A 5,035-nucleotide genomic window follows, 5' to 3' on the forward strand; every position below is an offset into this window, starting at 1 on the left:
GTCATATATTGCCCTTACTTTTCCGGATAATTGATTTCAGCAATATTTCCAAAGCTGGAAACTGCATTCCCCGCCAGGGAAAAAGTTATTCTACTATATATGCGATCTCCGGGAATCCTTTCTGGCTGTCCTTACAGTATTGCTCTGCATAGGAGCCCGCCTTCACATGGATCAGCGTTTCCCCATTCATCGGTAAGGAACCGCCAGCAATTTTTACAACCGATTCCGGTATATATAGGTCCGCCAGCTGGTCAGAAAGTGTGCTCAGCCCACCGCTTTCAATGGTTTCCAGCCCTTCGTTAAGGCGGATCTCCTTAAGGTTGACGCACCATTCAAATGCAATTTCCTCTATGGTTTTCACATTTTCCCCACAGATTACATACTGCAGCGTCTCATCGTGAAAAAAGCAAGAAGCTCCTATCGTCTCCACCGTGTCGGAAAATTTGATCCCTTCAATCCCGGCATTGCTTAAACCGCCCACCAGGGTCACCGGAGTCCCATCGATCTCTTCCGGAATCACCACCAGGCTGTCATCCCCTTGGTAGCCGCTGATATAGATGCCTGTTTCCAGGACAGAATATATGAAGTCCTCTGCAGGCGTTTCTTCATGCTGCTCCAGGGCCTCCATGGATGCCTCCCCGGAGGCTGCCGTTTTTGTGCCGGTTTCAGTGCTCTCTTCTCCTGTCTCCACAGATGCCTGCACTGTCTGCTGGTTCTGCTCCGTTGTTTTCTCTCCTGCCGCGCAGCCGCCCATGCTGAGTAATACCGCCGTCAGTAACAATGCCAAATTTCTCTTTTTCATGTTCTCTCCTTTTTCCTTTTCTGAGGCTTCATCCTTTGTCATTCTATCGTATATTTAAGGTCTGGGAAATTTTTCTCTGTTACGCTCCTGAAAAATTCTTCAGCAGGGGAACCTGCCTTTACATGATAAGTCACCGTTCCATAAAAATCTATTCCCGTCAGGTCTGTGACCGTTTCCGGAATATATATGTCCGTCAGGTCTGAAGATCCTGTCATTAACGCCCCAATTCCTAATGTCTCAAGACCCTCATTCAGCCGGATTTCTTTCAGATTTGTGCAATTATAAAATACCATTTCTCCTATTTCTTTTATATTGTCTCCACATATTACATACATCAGTTCACCATCTTCAAAAAAGCACGCGTCTTCGATTGTTTCCACACTATCCGAGAACCTGATTCCTGCAATTCCGCTTCCAGAAAGGCCACTAACTACAGTCACAGGAACACCTTCTATGTTTTCAGGGATTACAACGATATTATCCTCGCCGTGGTAACCCTCAATACTTACATAGTCGCCCGATCCGGATACCACAAAAATGAAGTCCTCTGCAGGCGTTTCTTCATGCTGCTCCAGGGCCTCCATGGATGCCTCCCCGGAGGCTGCTGTTTTTGTGCCGGTTTCTGTGCTCTCTTCTCCTGTCTCCATAGATGCCTGCACTGTCTGCTGGTTCTGTTCCGTTGTCTCCTCTCCTGCCGCGCAGCCGCCCATGCTGAGTAATGCCGCCGTCAGTAACAATGCCAAATTTCTCTTTTTCATGTTCCGTCCTTTTTCTCTTTAAATATTAAAATTAATATCCCCTTGTCATATATTTTTCCAAACCTGGAAACTGCATTCCTCGCCAGGGAAAAGTTATTCTACTATATATGCGATCTCCGGGAATCCTGCCTGGCTGTCCTTACAGTATTGCTCTGCGTAGGAGCCCGCCTTCACATGAATCAGCGTTCTCCCATCCATGGGCAGGGAGCCCGGCGCAATCGTCGTTACCGATTCCGGTATATATAGGTCCACCAGCTGGTCAGAAAGCGTGCTCAGCCCACCGTTTTCAATGGTTTCCAGGCCTTCGTTGAGACGGATCTCCTTAAGGTTGGCGCAGCGTTCAAACGCAACTTCCCCTATGGTTTTTACATTCTCCCCACAGATTACATACTGCAGGGTCTCATCATTATAAAAGCAAAAAGCTCCTATCGTCTCCACCGTGTCGGAAAATTTGATCCCTTCAATCCCGGCGCTGCTTAAGCCATCCACCAGGGTCACCGGAGTCCCATCGATCTCTTCCGGAATCACCACCAGGCTGTCATCCCCTTGGTAGCCGCTGATATAGATGCCTGTTTCCAGGACAGAATATATGAAGTCCTCTGCAGGCGTTTCTTCATGCTGCTCCAGGGCCTCCATGGATGCCTCCCCGGAGGCTGCCGTTTTTGTGCCGGTTTCAGTGCTCTCTTCTCCTGTCTCCACAGATGCCTGCACTGTCTGCTGGTTCTGCTCCGTTGTTTTCTCTCCTGCCGCGCAGCCGCCCATGCTGAGTAATACCGCCGTCAGTAACAATGCCAAATTTCTCTTTTTCATGTTCTCTCCTTTTTCCCTTTAAATATTAAAATTAATATCCCCTTGTCATGCTCACGTCATAGGTGCACCAATCCGTATTGGAACTGTCATAACCGCTGTTGTACTGGTTAAAAAGGGATATGTCAATCAAAAGCGGTTTCAACCTGATTTTGCTCTCAATCTTAAAATAGGCTCGTGCCTTCCCCATATCGTATCCCGAATCATTGGTCAGCTTCCGCATATTGGCCTGGATGACCTCCGCCATCCGCAAGGTCATGTCCTCCGACTTGTCGCTTCCAAAGCCTATGACTACAAACAGAGTGAGATAATCGCTGTAATGCAGCCCGGAAATAGGCTTGTTGTCTTTTGTTTTGTTTTGAAATCCTGTTGTCAGATTTGTGATCTGGTTCATCAGGTCGCTTATGCTTACTTCTTCCCCTCCCAGACTGTAATGCCAGTAATCTGCATCCTTCTTATACAGCTCTACCGGAAAGCCCGCCTCCAACCGTTCCATATCATTTGACGTTTCAAATAAGGCCAATATGGGAAGGATCACCACCTTTACCGCCGGCACAGGGATCACGCCGCTTGTGGCCGAACTGATGAAGATTGCCGCGCTATCCAAGGCATTCCCTGTAGGATTGCCTCTGCTCCAGAAATTTGCAAATGCCGACACCAGGTTTAACCCGTACCGTATGGCATAAATATCTGTGTAGGCAGCCTTTACATTCGCCGCGTTGGTATCCTTGCCATAGAGAATATACTCCACTTCCGCCCCCATGGCCGCATTGTTGTCCACGCTGATCACCTTATTGGTCAGTGACTTATTGGCCGCGTTCGTAGGGCTTTCCTCATTGAATATGTCCTCAATTGCCTTATACTTTTCCAGATAATCGCTTTCATTCAGCTCCATCATTTCATATCCGCGGTCTGTCTTTTTTTCCAGGATTTTATACTGGCCCTCATAGTCATATGTAGCATAGCTGAACATTTCCATTGCGTAGACGCTTAGGTAAAGATTGTCACGGATACTTTCCAATTCTCCATTGTAAAGGCTTTCAACGATATTTCCAAAGCTGGATACCGCATCCCCCGCCAGAGAGAAGGTATTGCCGTTGGAAAAATCCTTTGTTATATTTGTTGTCCCTGAATATTTATATCTATCTTTGTCCTTTACACTATCTTCTTTATCCTCAGCGTCTTTCTTGGCCTTATCCTTTTCCTTCTCTGTCTCCTCCACCTTATCGTCATCTGTATTTATAAATTTGCTTCTGAGATAGACATAGAGCTCCGGGACTGCAACCGAAGCCGTCTCTGCCGTTCCTTGTCCCGGGTCTAGGGTCATGTGTGCGTCTGAATTTGTGTTGATCGTATACAACGCACCGCTTACGCTGGGAAGGAACAGCTGGGCAAAAGTGGAATCTGCATAATTTGCGATTTCAGCGTTGGACAAGGGTATGCTGTCCTCCGACACTGCTGAAGAAGCCCTGCTTTTTAAAGTATTGAAATCTTTTATTTCTGAAAGCTTCTCCCCACCGTACGTCATGCCGTCGATTACATCGATCACTGCCTGCAGCTGATTTCTCATATTGGTGAGCCTTGTTTTAAGCTCTGTGACAGAATCGCTGTTGATTTTGTCCGCAAATTCCTTGGATAATCCTTCAATTTCCTCCCGATCCGCAGTCGCCAGGTTCGTTCCTACTGAATGAGCCAGAACATTCCATTCTCCAAATTCTGTCTGGTATTTATTCGCGAGCTCTAAGAGGTCGTCCAAGGAGTCTACCTTATGGCCAATCCATTTCCCATCTCCTTTTATTACCACATCCAGGGCATCCACCCCTTTCTGCAGTCTCTCGCGAAATATTACCAGCTCACCTGCCATTCTGTCTAAAGCGTCATCGATTGTCTCACTGTTCTGAGGCAAGATAATTTTTTTGGGATCAATTTTATCAATATTTTCAGATGAAATGTATTCTATCCGCTCCATCAGGACAATATAGGCGTCTGTGGCACTGGCAACCCCAGCTGTCAGATAAAAGCTCTGTCTTTCCTCCACCTGTGATTTGTAGCTGTTATAGGTAGCTTCATAGCCCGATGGAAGGTTATCTCCCTTCTCGCACCCCATCATTGCAACCATCTTGGCATAGGCATCAATCATTGCCTTAGCCTTATCCAGGTAATTTGTTACATGATCCTTCCCTCCTCCGGCTCCTCTGATCGCATCAGTGACTCTCTTCCAGTACTGGATATCATTTGTATCTTCATTATAGGCAATCTCACTGGCTGCATTGACAAGCTCCTGCTTTGCATTGTCAAAGGCGGTTATCGCGTTTGACACATTTGTAAAATTAGTCTCCATAAGGTCGCCGTCAATATAATAAACATCATAGGAAGGCTTATAAACAATGCTGTACTCCGGATCATCCTCTGACAGTCCCTCATTGGCAGCCGCCGTGGCAGCCTCATCAATCTCATCGTCTATTGTCTCTTTACGGGAATGACATCCGGAATCTGTATAGGAATAGGTTTTGTAATCAAGCCCCAGGGTGGGTCTATAAAATTCCGTCAGTCCAGAGGTATTATATAATTGGGATATCATCAGCTGATGGATTTCCTGGTAAAGCGCTCTGTCAGCCTCCAGACTGTTCACAACCCCCACCAGCCATTCATTGGTATAGCCCTCCTG

The 5,035-nt window shown here is 46.8% G+C and carries 4 protein-coding genes; all 4 read right to left on the reverse strand.

The features are described from left to right. Nucleotides 1–85: 85 nt before the first annotated feature. Nucleotides 86–802: a leucine-rich repeat domain-containing protein gene (locus AC1WIP_RS11050; protein WP_481141876.1), complete on the reverse strand. Its 717-nt coding sequence runs from the start codon at nucleotides 800–802 to the stop codon at nucleotides 86–88. A 38-nt stretch (nucleotides 803–840) separates the two neighbouring features. Next, entirely contained in the window at nucleotides 841–1,449 is a 609-nt protein-coding gene (locus AC1WIP_RS11055) for a leucine-rich repeat domain-containing protein (RefSeq protein ID WP_481141877.1), read from the reverse strand. Between the two features lie 204 nt (nucleotides 1,450–1,653). Continuing rightward, on the reverse strand, nucleotides 1,654–2,370 hold the full coding sequence (locus AC1WIP_RS11060; RefSeq protein WP_481141878.1) for a leucine-rich repeat domain-containing protein: 717 nt from the start codon (nucleotides 2,368–2,370) through the stop codon (nucleotides 1,654–1,656). 31 nt (nucleotides 2,371–2,401) lie between these two features. Next, on the reverse strand, nucleotides 2,402–5,035 hold a 2,634-nt coding region (locus AC1WIP_RS11065; RefSeq protein WP_481141879.1), incomplete at its 5' end, for a DUF5702 domain-containing protein.

It is taken from the genome of Acetatifactor sp. (genome assembly GCF_982438285.1).